The sequence below is a fragment of the Streptomyces olivoverticillatus genome (assembly GCF_014203555.1).
Classification (GTDB): Bacteria; Actinomycetota; Actinomycetes; order Streptomycetales; family Streptomycetaceae; genus Streptomyces; species Streptomyces olivoverticillatus.
Genome location: NZ_JACHJH010000008.1, coordinates 77,455 through 91,794, shown reverse-complemented (window position 1 = coordinate 91,794; position 14,340 = coordinate 77,455). Strand labels below are relative to the sequence as shown.

Here is a 14,340-nt window from a genome sequence, read left to right as displayed (position 1 = left end):
TCACACCCCCCGGCCCGTGGGCGGTCTGCGGCTGCCCGCGCGGTACTGCACGGGCCACGGGGCACCGGGGCCCGTGTAGCCCTGCTCGGCGGCCGCGTGCAGCGTCCACTGCGGGTCGTACAGGTGCGGGCGTCCGAGCGCGCACAGGTCGGTCCGCCCGGCCAGGATCAGGGAGTTCACGTCGTCCCACGACGATATGGCGCCCACCGCGATGACCGGCACGCCCGCCTCGCGCCGTATCCGCTCGGCGAACGGCACCTGGTACGACCTGCCGTAGGCGGGCCGCTCGTGAAGAACCACCTGCCCGGTGGACACGTCGACGGCATCGGCCCCGTGCTCGGCGAAGGCCCGCGCCATGACGACCGCGTCGTCGGCCGTGGTGCCCCCTTGGGCCCAGTCCGTGGCGGAGATACGCACCGTCATGGGCCGGTCGGCGGGCCAGGCGGCCCGCACGGCGTCGAAGACCTCCAGGGGGTAGGCGAGGCGGCCGGCGAGTGAGCCGCCGTAGGCGTCGGTGCGGTGGTTGGCGAGCGGGGAGAGGAAGCCGGAGAGCAGGTAGCCGTGGGCACAGTGCAGTTCGAGCAGGTCGAAGCCGGCGCGGGCGGCGGCCTCGGCCGAGCGGACGAACTCCGCGCGTATCTCCGCCATTTCGGCGGCGTCGAGGGCGTGCGGGGTCTGGTTGACCCCGGGCCGGTAGGGCAGCGGCGAGGCTGCGGCCAGGGGCCAGTTGCCGTGCGGCAGCGGCTCGTCGATACCCTCCCACATCAGCCGGGTGGAGCCCTTGCGGCCGGAGTGGCCCAGCTGGACGCCGATGGCGGTACCGGGGGCCCGCTCGTGGACGAAGCCGGTGATGCGACGCCAGGCACGCTCGTGCTCGGGCGCGTACAGCCCCGTACAGCCCGGCGTGATCCGGCCCCGGGCGCTGACGCACACCATTTCGGTCATGACGAGGGCCGCGCCGCCCAGAGCCCGCGAGCCGAGGTGGACGAGGTGGAAGTCGCCGGGGGTGCCGTCGACCGCCGTATACATGTCCATCGGGGAGACGACGACGCGGTTGCGCAGGGTCAGGCCGCGCAGCCGGAAGGGCGTGAACATCGGGGGCGTGCCCGGCGGCACGCCCGCCTCGGCCTCGACTGCCGCGACGAAGGCCGGATCGCGCAGGCACAGGTTGGCGTGGGTGACGCGGCGGCTGCGGGTGAGGAGGGAGAAGGCGAACCGGCGCGGCGGCTGGTCCCGGTGCGCCGCGAGCTCCTCGAACCATTCGAGGCTGGCCCTGGCGGCGCGCTGGGTGGACTCGACGGCCGGCCGCCGCTGCGCCTCGTACGCCGCCAGCGCCTCGGGGACCGAGGGCGTGTGCTGGAGCCGGGCGGCGAGCGCGAGGGCGTCCTCGACGGCCAGTTTGGTGCCGGAGCCGATGGAGAAGTGGGCGGTGTGGGCGGCGTCGCCGAGCAGGACGGTGTTGCCGTGGCACCAGCGCTCGTTGACGACCGTGCGGAAGGCGGTCCACGCGGAGCGGTTGGAGCGCAGGCGGCGGCCGCCGAGGAGGCTGTCGAAGACGGTGCCGCACAGGTCGATGGAGGCCTGTTCGCCGCACCGGTCGAGTCCGGCGGCGCGCCACACCTCCTCCCGCATTTCGACGATGACGGTGCTGGCGCCATCGGGAAGGTGCGGCCCGGAGGGCCTCGTTGTGGGGTGGTGGTCGGGTGACGGGCGGGCGTAGGGGTAGGCGTGCAGCTGCATGACGCCGTGGCGGGTCTCGGCGATCTCGAAGCGGAAGGCGTCGAGGGCGAAGTCGGCGGCGAGCCAGATGTAGCGGCAGCGGTGTGTGGTGAGGATAGGGCGGAAGATGTCGGCGTGAGCGTCGCGCGTACGGCTGTGCACGCCGTCGGCGGCGACGACCAGGTCGTGGGTGCGGGCGAGTTCGGCGGCGGGCGGGGCCTCGGTGGTGAACCGCAGGGTGACGCCGAGGCTGCGGCAGCGCTCGTGGAGGATCTCCAAGAGCCGGTGGCGGCCGAGCGCGGCGAAGCCGTGGCCGCCGGAGCGCAGTACGGTGCCCCGGCGGACGATGTCGATGTCGTCCCAGCGCACGAACTCCCGGCACAGGGCGGCGTAGACTTCCGGGTCGGCGCTCTCGATGCCGCCGAGGGTCTCGTCGGAGAGGACGACGCCGAAGCCGAAGGTGTCGTCGGGGGCGTTGCGCTCCCAGAGGGTGATGTGACGGTCGGGATCGAGGCGTTTGAGGAGCAGGGCGGCGTAGAGGCCGCCGGGGCCGCCGCCGATCACGGCGATGCGCATGGTCAGCGCCCCCGCCATGCGGGACGCCGCTTGGCGGTGAAGGCCGCGTGGAATTCGGCGTAGTCGGCGCTGTGCATCAGCAGCGCCTGCGTTGCGGCGTCCAGCTCGATGGCGGCGGAGAGCGGCATGTCCAGCTCGGCGGTGAGCAGGGCCTTGGTCTGGGCGTGGGCGAGGGCGGGGCCGTCGGCGAGGCGGCGGGCGAGGGCCTGTGCGGCGGCGGGCGCCTGTCCTTCCTCGGTGAGGGTGCTGATGAGGCCGATGCGCTCGGCCTCTTCGGCCTTCACGGGCTCGCCGAGCATCAGCAGCCGGGTGGCGTGGCCGAGGCCGACGACGCGGGGCAGCAGGTAGGCGGCGCCCATGTCGCCTCCGGAGAGGCCGACTTGGGTGAAGAGGAAGGCGAAGCGCGCGGTGGGGTCGGCGATGCGGAAGTCGGCGGCGAGGGCGAGCACGGCCCCGGCTCCCGCGGCGACCCCGTGCAGGGCGGCGATCACCGGGAACGGGCATTCGCGCAGCGCCCGTACGACCTGGCCGGTCATGCGGTTGAAGTCGAGCAGGCGGCCGGTGTCCATGGCGAGGGTGGCGCCGATGATGTCGTCGACGTCGCCTCCGGAGCAGAAGCCGCGGCCTGCCCCGCCGAGCACGAGGGCCCGTACGGATCCGTCGCGGGCGAGCTCGGGGAGGAGGTCGCGCAGGTCGGCGTAGGCGCCGAAGGTGAGGGCGTTGAGTTTGGCGGGGCGGGAGAGGGTGATGGTGGCGACACCGTCGTCGAGGGTCAGGCGTAAGTGCCGCCAGGCCTCGGTGCGGGACGCGGAGCCGATGAACGGACTCATGAAGCACGGCCTCCTTCTGCCGGGAGCTGGTCCGGGCTGGTGCCTGCCCCGCGAAGCTATCACCGCTCTGTGACTGTCGTCACGAGTGCGCGATAAGGAAGAGCCGGAGAAAGGACGCACCGGCACGGCGAAGGGGCGGCCGGGCCGGAGCCCCGCCGCCCCCTCGGTCCGGGCGCGTACCTCGGCTTCCTCAGTCGGCCAGCGTCGCCACCATCACGGCCTTGATGGTGTGCATCCGGTTCTCGGCCTCGTCGAAGACGACGGAGTGCAGGGACTCGAAGACCTCGTTGGTCACCTCCAGCGAGGTCAGCCCGTGGCGCTCGTAGATCTCGCGGCCGACCGAGGTACCCAGGTCGTGGAAGGCGGGCAGGCAGTGCAGGAACTTCACCGCGGGGTTGTCGGTCGCGCGCAGCACGTCCATGGTGACCGCGTACGGGGCGAGCAGGGCGATCCGCGCGTCCCATGCCTCCTTGGGCTCGCCCATGGACACCCAGACGTCGGTGGCGATGAAGTCCGCGCCCTGCACGCCTTCGGCGACGTCCTCGGTGAGCGTGATGCGGGCGCCGCTGTGCTCGGCGAGCTGCCGGGCGCGCGCGATGACGTCCGGGGACGGCCAGAGCGCCTCGGGGGCCACGATGCGCACGTCCATGCCCAGCAGGGCGCCGGTGATCAGGTAGGAGTTGCCCATGTTGTAGCGGGCGTCGCCGAGGTAGGCGAAGACGACGTGCTCCAGCGGCTTGGCCGTGTGCTCGGTCATGGTGAGCACGTCGGCGAGCATCTGGGTGGGGTGCCATTCGTCGGTCAGGCCGTTGTAGACGGGCACGCCCGCGTAGGCGGCGAGCTCCTCGACGACGTGCTGGCCGTGCCCCCGGTACTGGATCGCGTCGAACATCCGGCCGAGCACCCGCGCGGTGTCCTTGACCGACTCCTTGTGGCCGATCTGCGAACCGGCGGGGTCGAGGTAGGTGGTGCGGGCCCCCTGGTCCGCGGCGGCGACCTCGAAGGCGCAGCGGGTGCGGGTGGAGGTCTTCTCGAAGACGAGCGCGACGTTGCGGCCCGTCAGCCGGTGCTCCTCGGTGCCCGCGGCCTTGGCGGCCTTCAGCTCGGCGGCGAGTTCGACGAGGCTGTGGAACTCCTCGGCGGTGAGGTCCGTCTCCTTGAGAAAGTGGCGGCCCTTGAGGTCTGTCGCCATGGGTGGGCTCCTAGGTCGGCGTTCGGCGCTGCACGGAAAATCGGAACTATATACGACGTACCGCATCAGTATGCAGTAGGGTCGGGGTCGGTCACCGCACGGCCTCCCGCTCCACCGGGCAGCTCATACAGCGCGGGCCGCCCCGGCCCCGGCCCAGTTCGCTGCCCGGGATGGTGATGACCTCGATGCCGTGCTTGCGCAGGAACGTGTTGGTCGTGGCGTTGCGCTCGTAGGCGACGACCACGCCCGGTTCTATCGCCAGGACGTTGCAGCCGTCGTCCCACTGCTCGCGCTCGGCCGCGTGCACGTCCTGGCGTGCGGTGAGCACCCGCAGGGAGTCGAGGCCCAGCGCGGCGGCGATGGCGCGGTGCATGTGCTCCGGCGGATGGTCGGTGACCTTGAGCTCCCGCTCCCCGACCCCCGGCTCGATCGTGTACGAGCGCAGCATGCCCAGCCCCGCGTACTGAGTGAACGTATCTCCGTCCACCATGGTCATCACGGTGTCCAGGTGCATGAACGCCCGCCGCTTGGGCATGTCGAGCGCCACGATCGTACGGGCCGAACCGGCGGCGAAGAGCCCTCGGGCCAGCATCTCCACCGCCTGCGGGGTCGTCCGCTCGCTCATGCCGATCAGCACCGCGCCCTCGCCGATGACCAGGACGTCGCCGCCCTCGATCGTGGACGGGTAGGCCGCCTGCCCCTCGGACCAGACGTGGAAGCCACCCGGCGCGAAGAGCGGGTGGTGGCGGTAGACCGCCTCGTAGTGCACGGTCTCGTGCCAACGGGCGGGCCAGCGCATGGCGTTGATGCACACCCCGTCGTAGATCCAGGCCGAGGTGTCCCGGGTGAAGAGGTGGTTGGGCAGGGGGTTGATCAGGAAGTCGTCCCGCTCCATGACGTGGAAGCGCACGGAGACGGGCTCCGCGTGCCGCGCCAGGAACTCCCGCTTGGTCATGCCGCCGACCAGCCAGGACGTCAGCTCGGCGGCGGGCATGGCATCGAAGGCGGCCCGCAGGTGGTCGGTGGCCAGCGGGCCGTACTCCTTCTCGTCGAAGACCCGGTCCAGCACCAGGGCGCGGGCCTCGGGCACGCTCATGCTCTCCGCCAGCAGGTCCTGGAAGAAGTGCACCTCGACGCCGCGCTCGCGGAGCACATCCGCGAATCCGTCGTGCTCGGCGCGGGCCCGGCGGACCCAGAGCACGTCGTCGAAGAGGAGGGCGTCCTTGTTGGACGGGGTGAGCCGCTTCAGCTCCAGGTCGGGGCGGTGCAGGATGACGCGGCGCAGCCGCCCGGCCTCGGAATCGACATGGAATCCCATCTCTCCATCCTGACCTGATCGCGCCGTGATCACGCGGCACGCGGGGCACGGAGTGCCGCCGCGTGCCGCGCGCCGCCGGGCCGGCGCCTAGAGGCGGGGGTCGACGGGCTCGGACTCCAGGGCGAGGACCCCGAAGACCGCCTCGTGGACCCGCCACAGCGGCTCGCCCGCCGCCAGCCGGTCCAGCGCCTCCAGGCCGAGCGCGTACTCGCGCAGGGCGAGGGAGCGCTTGTGCCCGAGGTGGCGTATCCGGAGCTTGGCCAGGTTCTCCGGGCGGGTGTACTCCGGGCCGTAGATGATCCGCAGGTACTCCCGGCCCCGGCACTTCACGCCGGGCTGGACGAGCTTGCCGCCCTCCCCGCGCACATGGGCCCCGAGCGGCTTGACGACCATGCCCTCGCCGCCGGCGGCGGTCAGCTCCAGCCACCACCGGATGCCCTCGGCAACGGACGCCTCGTCCCCGGTGTCGACCACCAGTCGGCGGGTGGGGGCCAGCAGTCGGCCGCCCTCCTCCCCGACCATGCGGTCGACCATCGCCAGCTGCTCGTCGTGCGGGAGCAGGGCGAGGTTGCGGCCCTCGGCGGCCAGCAGCTGGAAGGGGGCCAGCCGGATGCCGTCCAGCCCGTCCTCGCCCCGGTCACCGGCCGGCCAGCAGTAGCGCCCGTACGCCTCGGTGAAGGCCGCGGCGTCGGTGGCGCGCTCGCGCTGGCGGTCGAGCAGGGCGGAGACCTCCACGCCGCGCGCGGCCGCCGACTCCAGCGCCGCGAGCGCGCCGGGGAAGACGGTGCGGGCGGCGGCGCCCACCGATGCGTACTGGTGGCGCAGCAAGCCCGCGGCCTTGAGCGACCAGGGCATCAGCTCGGCGTCGAGCAGCAGCCAGTCGGTGTCCAGCTGCTCCCACAGACCCGTGCCCTCAATGCCGAGGCCCAGCCGGTGCAGCACGCCGCGGGTCAGGCCGGCGTCGTCGAAGAACGGGCGCCCGGTACGGGTGTAGAGCGCACCCGGCACGCCGTCCGGCACCCCGAAGCGCTCGCGCGCCACCTCCCCGTCGCGGCAGACCAGGGCCACGACGCGGGAGCCCATGTGCTTCTCCTCGCAGATCACCCGGGCCACGCCCTCGGCGCGGTAGGCGGCGAAGGCCTCCTTGGGGTGCTCCAGATAGCCGTCCTCCTTGGAGGTGGCACAGGGGGACATGGTCGGCGGCAGGTACACCAGCTGCCGGGGGTCGCTCGCGAACCGGCTCATGACCTCCAGGGCCGCCGCGGCGTTCTCCTCCTTCACCGCCACATTGCCCAGGTGCCGGGTCTCCACGACGCGGCGGCCGGTGACGTCGGAGAGGTCGAGGGGACGGCCCTCGGCGCCGCCCGGGGCCTCGGACACCAGCGGCTTCGCCGGCTCGTACCAGACCTGCTCCGCCGCCACGTCCACCAGCTCCCGCTCGGGCCAGCGCAGCGCGGTCAGCTTGCCGCCGAAGACGGCGCCGGTGTCGAGGCAGATGGTGTTGTTCAGCCAGGTAGCCACCGGGGTGGGGGTGTGGCCGTAGACGACGGCGGCCCGGCCGCGGTAGTCCTCCGCCCACGGATAGCGCACCGGCAGGCCGAACTCGTCGGTCTCCCCCGTGCTGTCCCCGTACAGCGCGTGCGAGCGGACCCGGCCGGAGGTGCGACCGTGGTATTTCTCGGGCAGCCCCGCATGGCAGACCACCAGTGCGCCGCCGTCGAGGACGTAGTGGCTGACGAGCGAATCGATGAACTCCCGCGTCTTCTCATGGAAGGCCGCGTCCTCGCGCTCCAGCTGCTCGACGGTCTCGGCCAGGCCGTGGGCCACGTTGACCTGGCGGCCCTTGAGGTAGCGGCCGAGCTTGTTCTCGTGGTTGCCGGGGACGCACAGGGCGTGCCCGGCGGCGACCATGCCCATCACCAGGCGCAGCACGCCCGGGCTGTCGGGGCCGCGGTCGACGAGGTCTCCGACGAAGACGGCGGTGCGCCCCTCGGGGTGCGCCGCGTCCACGGGACGGCCCGCCTCGTCGCGCTGGAGGGCGTACCCGAGCCGGGTCAGCAGGCTCTCCAGCTCCGAGCGGCAGCCGTGGATGTCGCCGACGATGTCGAACGGGCCGGTCAGGTGGCGGAGGTCGTTGAAGCGGCGCTCGCGCACGATCTCGGCCGACTCCACCTGGGCCACGCCCCGCAGGTGGTGCACCTTGCGGAAGCCCTCCCGCTCCAGGTGGCGCAGCGAGCGGCGCAGCTCGCGCTGGTGGCGCTGGATGACGCGGCGCGACAGCGCGGCGCGGTCGGGGCGGGAGGCGTTGCGCTCGGCGCAGACGTCCTCGGGAACGTCGAGGACGACGGCGACGGGCAGGACGTCGTGCTCGCGCGCGATGTGCACCAGCTGTTTGCGGGCCTCGGGCTGGACGTTGGTGGCGTCCACGACGGTCAGCCGCCCGGCTTCGAGCCGCTTGCCGACGATGTAGTGCAGGACCTCGAAGGCTTCCTTGCTGGCACTCTGGTCGTTCTCGTCGTCGCTCACCAGGCCCCGGCAGAAGTCGGATGAGATGGTCTCGGTGGGCTTGAAGTGCCGTGCGGCGAAGGTGGACTTGCCGGATCCGGTGGCGCCGACGAGCACCACGAGGCAGAGGTCGGGCACGGCCAGTGTGGTGGCGTTGGTGGTCATGCGGCCTTCACCTCCTTCGGGGTCTCGTGTTTCGGGGGCTCGCTCTTCGGGGGCTCGTTGCGGTCGCGCTTGCAGAAGACAGCCATCTGGGTGGGCGGCCCCACCTCGGGGTCGTCGGGTCCGACGGGCATGAACTCCGTGTCGTATCCGTGCCGTTCGCCGACGGTGCGGGCCCAGGCGCGGAACTCTTCGCGGGTCCACTCGAAGCGGTGGTCGGCATGGCGCACCCGCCCGGCGGGCAGGGTTTCCCAGCGCACGTTGTACTCCACGTTGGGTGTGGTGACGACGACCGTCGCGGGCCGGGCCGCGCCGAACACCGCGTACTCCAGGGCGGGCAGCCGGGGCGGGTCGACGTGCTCGATGACCTCGCTGAGCACGGCCGCCTCATATCCGGTCAGGCGCCGGTCGGTGTAGGCCAGGGAGCCCTGCAGGAGCTGCAGGCGCGCCAGCTGCCGCTCGGTCATCCGGTCCAGGCGCAGCCTGCGCGAGGCTTCCTTGAGCGCGCGCATGGACACGTCGAGGCCGACGATCTCGGTGAAGCGCTGGTCCTTGAGCAGCTCCCCCACCAACTGTCCCTGGCCGCAGCCCAGGTCGAGCACGCGGGCCGCCTTGGCCGCGCGCAGCGCGCCGAGGATGGCTTCGCGCCTCTGGACGGCCAGCGGCACGGGCTTGTCCTCGGTGTCCGCCTGCTCGTCGACCGCGTTGTCGAGCTGCTCCGCCTCGGTGTCGTCCGCCTCGGCGAGGCGGGCGAGGGCCAGGCGCTCGAGGGCGTCGCGGGTGAGCCCCCAGCGGCGGGCGAGGTAGCGGTTGGTGATCAGGCGCTGCTCCGGGTGGCCCTCCAGCCAGCCCTCGCCGAAGCGCAGCAGCTTCTCCACCTCGTCGGGCGCCACCCAGTAGTGCTTGGCGTCGTCGAGGACCGGCAGCAGCACATACAGCTGCCGCAGCGCATCCCTCAGGGTGGACTCGCCCTCCAGTACCAGGGACACGTACCGCGAGTCGCCCCACTCGGGGAACCGCTCGTCCAGGGCCACCGGCTCTGCTGTCACTGCCCAGCCCATCGGGGCGAAGAGCCGCTCCACCAGCTCGGCGCCGCCCCGCGCGGGCAGCGCGGGCACCTCGATGCGCAACGGCCGCCGCTCGCCCGTCAGCTCGGGCCGGGCGGTGCACTGGCCCTTGACGGCGCTGGAGAAGACGCTGCCGATGGCCACGGCCAGCAGCGAAGAGGCGGCGTACGGGCGGTCGTTGACGTACTGGGCGAGGGCCGAGTCGGGGGCGCCGCCGCGGCCCTTGCCCTTGCCGCGCCTGATGAGCGCTACCGGATCGACCTCCAGCAGCAGCGCCGCCGTGCAGCGCTCCTCGCCCGCTTCGGGGTAGAAGACGTGCGCGGTGCCGTGGGAGGTGGAGAACTGCTGTGCCTTGTCGGGATGTTTGTGCAGCAGGAAGCCGAGGTCGGTCGCGGGGCGCCCGGATGTGCCGGTGGTACTGATCGTCAGGAACACACGGCCGATTATCCCCGCCGGGCTGTACCGCTTCCTATCGGTTTTCCAGGTGTGCGGCCAGGGCGGCGATCCGGTCCGGCCCCACGCGGCAGCAGCCGCCGATGAGCCGCGCCCCGGCCGCCTGCCAGCCGGCGACCCGCTCGGGTTCGAAGGTGGAACCGCCCCGCCAGCTTCTTGTCTGCTCATCCCATCCCTCCCCGCTGTTCGGATAGAGCACCACCGGCTTCCCGGTGATACGGGCCGCCTGCGTCACAGCCCGGTCTGCGTCCCCGGGCGCACAACAGTTGACGCCCACCGCGACGACCTGGTCGTCGCCCGCGGCGAGTGCGAACGCCTCCGCCAGCGGCTGCCCCGCCCGGGTGTGCTCCCCCGCGATGCTGTACGTCAGCCACACGGGCACCCCGCACCCCCGCACCGCGCGCAGCAGTGCCCGGGCCTCGTCCATGTCCGGCACGGTTTCCAGCGCGAGCACGTCCGGCCCGGCCTGCGCCAGCGTCTCGATCCGGGGCCGGTGGAAGCGCTCCAGCTCCGCCACGCTCAGCCCGTACCGCCCGCGGTATTCGCTGCCGTCGGCGAGCATCGCCCCGTACGGGCCGACGGACGCCGCGACCCACATCTCCCGCTCGGCCCGCCCGGCCGCCCGGCGGGCCAGCTCCACGCTGCGCCGCAGCAGCGCCGCCGTCTCCTCGCGCCCCAGCCCCCGGCGGGCGAACCCTTCGAAGGTCGCCTGATAGCTGGCGGTGATGAGCACCCGCGCCCCCGCCTCCACATAGGCGGCATGGGCCTGTTCGATCTGCCCCGGGTCGTCGGCCAGCAGCCGGGCCGACCACAGGTCGTCGGACAGGTCGCAGCCCTGTGCCGCCAGCTGATTGGACAGTCCCCCGTCCAGGACCAGCGGCCCTCGGGCGAGCGCGACGGCAAGCGGTGTGGTGGGCGCGGACATCTCGGCTTTCTCCTTCTCGCTTCCCCTTCTCATCCTCCCTCTTGCGGGCCGGTCAGCCCAGCTGTGACTGCACCTGCGAGGAGATCAGCTCCAGGTGGTCGAGGTCGTCCAGGTCCAGGATCTGGAGGTAGATCCTGGACGAGCCGATCGCGGCATACCGGCCGATCTTCTCCACGACCTCGGCGGGCGAGCCCGCCAGGCCGTTCTCCTTGAGCTCGTCCACCTCCCGGCCGATGGCCTGCGCGCGCCGCGCCACTTCGGCGTCGCTCTTGCCGACGCAGACGACGAGGGCGTTGGAATACACCAGGCCGCCCTCCTGGCGCCCGGCCGCCTCGGCCGCGGCCCGCACCCGGCCGAACTGCCGCTCGCTGTCCTCGACGGAAGCGAAGGGGATGTTGAACTCGTCGGCGTACTGGGCGGCCAGCCTCGGTGTGCGGGTGGCACCGTGACCGCCGATCAGCACCGGCACCTTCTTCTGGGCGGGCTTGGGCAGCGCCGGGCAGTCGGCAAGCTGGTAGTGCGTGCCGTCGAAATCGAAGGTCTTGCCGACCTCGGTCGCCCACAGCCCGGTGACGATCGCGAGCTGCTCCTCCAGGCGCCCGAACTTCGCCTTGGGGAACGGGATGCCGTACGCCCGGTGCTCCTCCGCGAACCAGCCCGCGCCCAGCCCCAGCTCGACCCGGCCACCGGACATCTGGTCGACCTGCGCCACCTGGATGGCGAGGACACCGGGCAGCCGGAACGTCGCGGCGGTCATCAGCGTGCCGAGCCGGATGCGCTTGGTCTCCCGGGCCAGCCCGGCCAGAGTGATCCAGGCATCCGTCGGCCCGGGCAGGCCGTCTGCCGACCCCATGGCCAGATAGTGGTCGGAGCGGAAGAAGGCGTCGAAGCCCAGCTCTTCGGTGGCCTTGGCGACCGTCAGCAGAGTGTCATAGCCCGCCCCTTGCTGGGGCTCGGTGAAGATGCGCAGGTCCATACCTCCATCCTGCACTCTCGAACACACGTCAACCGACCACGCCCCGCGCCGCCGCGCTCACCCCGCCCGGGTGAAATTCCCCTGCGGCCTTCGGCGGACGGGCTATCGGCCAGTGTCCGGCGCCTTCGGTGATCGTTGGCTCGGGCGGAGCCGGACCGCCCGGCCCGCGCACCGGTGTCCGCTGCCGGAAGCGACGACCGCAACACCGCCCGCCCGCACCGGACGGGCGAGGGCCTAGGAGGCCACCATGACCCAGGGAGCCGCGCCCGACGAGGCGACGCCCGCCCAGGCCGCTTCCCAGCAAGAGGGCGCCCCCAAGGGCCTGCTGCAGCAGATGGAGGAGCTGATGGCAGCACTCAACGCCGATCTGTCGCAGCTCGACGCCGATCTCCAGGCGGCCGACCGTCCGATGCCCCGGCCGGACGACTCCGACGAGCACTCCGCGCCCCGGCCCGGGGAGAGCACCGACTGATCCGCTTCCCTTCATGCGGCACCTCCCCGCTCCCGCAGGGCCAGCCGTCTCAGCAGCCCGCCGACGCGGTCGCTCGTCTCGTCGGCGGCATCGATCGCCTCGATGCACTGCCAGTAGACGGCGTCCTCCTCGCAGGCGCAGGCCACGCCCACCAGGGCTATCCCCACCTCGCCCAGCAGCTCGCCGAGGGCCGTCAAGGCCGCCCATGGATCGCGGACTTCGGTGAGCTGTACCGCCCGTAACCCTCCGGTGCGCAGCGCGGCCTGCCGCAGCGCGCCGGAGGCCCTGCACCCTGCCTCGCTGAGCCCGCCCGCCGCGGCCCGGGCCTCGAAGGGGCCGTGGAGGGCGAGATGGCCTCCGACGGCTTCCGCCAGCGCCTGTGTCTGCCATGCCTCCACGACGATGTCCGGCACCTCGCCGGCCTGCACCAAGGCGCGTCTCGTGGCCTCGATCAGCCGCAGTGCGTCCATGACCGTCCCCCATGCTTTTCCGTCCGCCCACTCTCACTACCCAGAGTGATGATTAACCGCCGGAAAAGCCAGAGGAATTCAGAAATCTGTGGATACCAAATGCGATGTGGATAACTCAATCACTCCGTAGAGTGATGGTCACCTTGATCCGTACTCTTGTCGCCCGCCTCGCCGGCTACCGGAAACCGTCGTTCGTTCCGGTCGATCTTCGCCGACAGCGCCGCCTGCGGGTCGATCCCGAGCACCTCGCAGAACTGCAGCAGGTAGGCCAGCACGTCCGCGACCTCGTCTTCCACCCGCCCGGCCGTGGCAGGGCTCTCCATCACCCGCGCCGACTCCTCGGGCGTCAGCCACTGGAAGATCTCCACCAGTTCGGACGCCTCGACGCTGAGCGCCGCGGCCAGGTTCTTGGGGGTGTGGAACGGCTGCCAGTCGCGGGCCGCGGCGAAGTCGGCCAGGCGGCGCTGGAGCGCCTTGAGATCTTCAGTCACGTCCCCAGGTCTACCATCGACGCCCCTGCCACCTCCTCCGCCACCTCGCCCGCAGCTTCTCGCACCGTCCCCACCAGCCTGATGTGCCCCCGCTCGCACATCCGCGCCGCCAGCCCCAGCAGCTCCCGCGCCTGCCGCGCGTCCAGACAGCGGTCGAAGCCGTCCGCCAGCACCGTGAGGACCTGGCGTGCGGGCAGGACCTCGGCGGCCGGGTCAACCGCCAGCACCCCGGGCCCCGTCAGCAGCACCAGGCACAGCGCCAGATAGCGCAGCTCCCCGTCGCCCAGCCGCTCCAGCGGGGTCGCCCCGCCCGCGCTCCGCGCCAGCACGGCCCGTACGAAACCGCCGTCCAGCGGCTGGACGGTCAGCCCCTCCACCGACCCCCGGCAGCCGGCTTCCGCCGCCGAGACCAGCGCCGCGTGCCGTGTGGCGCACTCGTTGCGCGTGCGCCCGAGCACCGCGGCAACGTTGTCGCAGGCGCCGCGCAGCAGACCGTCGCGCGCGGCGGCCGGTGCGCGCATCAGCTCCGGGCGCGGATCACAGGGGAACACCGAGCGCAGCGCGACCACGACCTGTTCGGCCGCGTCCAGCACCATGCGCTGTCCCGGCGTCTTGCCCGCCACGCGCAGCGGCAGCAGCGCGGTGCCGAGCCGGTCGTCGGGCAGCGGCGCCCGGGTGACGGGGACGGACCCCGCCGTGTGCCAGGCGGCTTCCACCCGGCGCAGCCCGGGGTCGCGCAGCGCCGTGGAGAGCAGGGTCTGCCCCGAGCCCGTCAGCCGCTCGCCGACGACGCGCAGTTCGGGCTCGGCCTGCACGGCCACGTCCAGCCGAACCGGCCCCGCCGGCCCCTCGACGGTGCAGCCGATCCGGAATCCGCGCCGCCCCTGTGCGTCGGGCCGGGCGTTCTGCGGTACGCAGGCAATGGCGCCGCCTGCCACCGGGGTCAGGGCCTCGTCGAGGCTGTCACCGCCCGCGAGGCGGGCGAGGGTCTGGTAGGCCTCGAGGGCACTGGACTTGCCGCTCCCGCTCGCGCCCCGGAAGAGCGTGAGCGGCCCCAGCGCATAGCTGGCGTTGCGGTGCGATTTGAAGGAGGAAAGCCGCAGTTCGGTGACGGTGGGGCGCTGGAGGGTGACACCGGCGGCGGGCGGTCGGGCACTGCTTGCGTCCATACCCGGACCGTATGG

At 72.4% G+C, this 14,340-nt stretch carries 12 protein-coding genes; 1 reads left to right on the top strand and 11 read right to left on the bottom strand.

Annotation, left to right across the window (positions count from 1 at the left end; genetic code table 11):
* From FHS39_RS23140 to FHS39_RS23105, 8 genes are all read right to left on the bottom strand, one after another.
* The gene (locus FHS39_RS23140; protein WP_184351475.1) at positions 1-2,295 is read right to left on the bottom strand and encodes a bifunctional salicylyl-CoA 5-hydroxylase/oxidoreductase; all 2,295 of its coding nucleotides are present in this window, start codon (positions 2,293-2,295) and stop codon (positions 1-3) included.
* A gap of 2 nt (positions 2,296-2,297) precedes the next feature.
* Positions 2,298-3,125, bottom strand: a complete 828-nt coding sequence (locus tag FHS39_RS23135) for an enoyl-CoA hydratase family protein (protein WP_184351369.1) — start codon at positions 3,123-3,125, stop codon at positions 2,298-2,300.
* A 190-nt stretch (positions 3,126-3,315) separates the two neighbouring features.
* Positions 3,316-4,317: an ornithine carbamoyltransferase gene (argF, locus tag FHS39_RS23130; protein WP_184351368.1), complete on the bottom strand. Its 1,002-nt coding sequence runs from the start codon at positions 4,315-4,317 to the stop codon at positions 3,316-3,318.
* A 91-nt stretch (positions 4,318-4,408) separates the two neighbouring features.
* Positions 4,409-5,635: an arginine deiminase gene (locus tag FHS39_RS23125; protein ID WP_184351367.1), complete on the bottom strand. Its 1,227-nt coding sequence runs from the start codon at positions 5,633-5,635 to the stop codon at positions 4,409-4,411.
* An 87-nt stretch (positions 5,636-5,722) separates the two neighbouring features.
* Positions 5,723-8,305 (bottom strand): polynucleotide kinase-phosphatase, encoded by a 2,583-nt coding sequence (locus FHS39_RS23120; RefSeq protein WP_184351366.1) that lies wholly within the window; start codon positions 8,303-8,305, stop codon positions 5,723-5,725.
* A complete protein-coding gene (locus FHS39_RS23115) occupies positions 8,302-9,804 on the bottom strand; it encodes a 3' terminal RNA ribose 2'-O-methyltransferase Hen1 (protein ID WP_184351365.1) in 1,503 nt (500 codons plus the stop codon). The genes FHS39_RS23120 and FHS39_RS23115 overlap by 4 nt, the downstream gene beginning before the upstream one ends.
* A 34-nt stretch (positions 9,805-9,838) precedes the next feature.
* On the bottom strand, positions 9,839-10,747 hold the full coding sequence (gene mmuM / locus FHS39_RS23110) for a homocysteine S-methyltransferase (protein ID WP_184351364.1): 909 nt from the start codon (positions 10,745-10,747) through the stop codon (positions 9,839-9,841).
* 52 nt (positions 10,748-10,799) lie between these two features.
* Entirely contained in the window at positions 10,800-11,723 is a 924-nt protein-coding gene (locus FHS39_RS23105; RefSeq protein WP_184351363.1) for an LLM class F420-dependent oxidoreductase, read from the bottom strand.
* 247 nt (positions 11,724-11,970) lie between these two features.
* Here FHS39_RS23105 and FHS39_RS23100 point away from each other — a divergent pair, with 247 nt between their 5' ends.
* Positions 11,971-12,195 (top strand): hypothetical protein, encoded by a 225-nt coding sequence (locus FHS39_RS23100; RefSeq protein WP_184351362.1) that lies wholly within the window; start codon positions 11,971-11,973, stop codon positions 12,193-12,195.
* 11 nt (positions 12,196-12,206) lie between these two features.
* Here FHS39_RS23100 and FHS39_RS23095 read toward each other — a convergent pair whose 3' ends face one another.
* The 3 genes from FHS39_RS23095 to FHS39_RS25565 form a co-directional block, all read right to left on the bottom strand.
* Positions 12,207-12,665: a DUF6099 family protein gene (locus tag FHS39_RS23095; RefSeq protein WP_184351361.1), complete on the bottom strand. Its 459-nt coding sequence runs from the start codon at positions 12,663-12,665 to the stop codon at positions 12,207-12,209.
* 119 nt (positions 12,666-12,784) lie between these two features.
* Positions 12,785-13,156 (bottom strand): MazG-like family protein, encoded by a 372-nt coding sequence (locus FHS39_RS25570; RefSeq protein WP_184351360.1) that lies wholly within the window; start codon positions 13,154-13,156, stop codon positions 12,785-12,787.
* Positions 13,153-14,325 carry an AAA family ATPase gene (locus tag FHS39_RS25565; RefSeq protein WP_184351359.1) on the bottom strand — a complete coding sequence of 391 codons (1,173 nt, stop codon included), beginning with the start codon at positions 14,323-14,325 and terminating at the stop codon, positions 13,153-13,155. Before FHS39_RS25565 ends, FHS39_RS25570 begins: the two co-directional genes overlap by 4 nt.
* Between the last annotated feature and the right edge of the window lie 15 nt (positions 14,326-14,340).